At 59.1% G+C, this 352-nt stretch carries 1 protein-coding gene and 1 pseudogene; both read right to left on the bottom strand.

Annotated elements, in window-relative coordinates; translation table 11 throughout:
* Nucleotides 1-181, bottom strand: a pseudogene (locus AC1D0P_RS32775) (gfo/Idh/MocA family oxidoreductase); the annotation flags it as partial.
* Nucleotides 178-352, bottom strand: a 175-nt coding sequence (locus AC1D0P_RS32770) for an acyltransferase (RefSeq protein WP_477680530.1), incomplete at its 5' end; no start/stop codon positions are given. The gene AC1D0P_RS32770 and the pseudogene AC1D0P_RS32775, both read right to left, overlap by 4 nt.

Here is a 352-nt window from a genome sequence, read left to right as displayed (position 1 = left end):
CAGCAAGCACCGCATCGAAATCGTCGGTGATTTCGATCGTCGGATAGCGAACCTTGACATTCGTCAGCCGCTCTTTCACCAAATCGCATACCGAGACAACACGGACGCCGGGAATTTCCGAGAAATTCCGGACCAGATTGGGGCCCCAATATCCGTAGCCAACAACAGCAACACCGATCATCTGGCTCTCCCGGCCGCCCGCTCCATCGCGGGTTTGTCTTGTGTGTAGCCAACGATCCGGGCCGGCACCCCGACGACGATGGCATGGTTGGGAACATCCTCGATCACCACGGCGCCGGCGCCGATCTGCGCGTTTTCACCGATTGTCACACCCGGCAGGATGGTGGCATTG

The organism is Polaromonas sp. P1_G2, from assembly GCF_056405515.1.
This window is presented reverse-complemented; position numbering and strand designations above follow the sequence as displayed.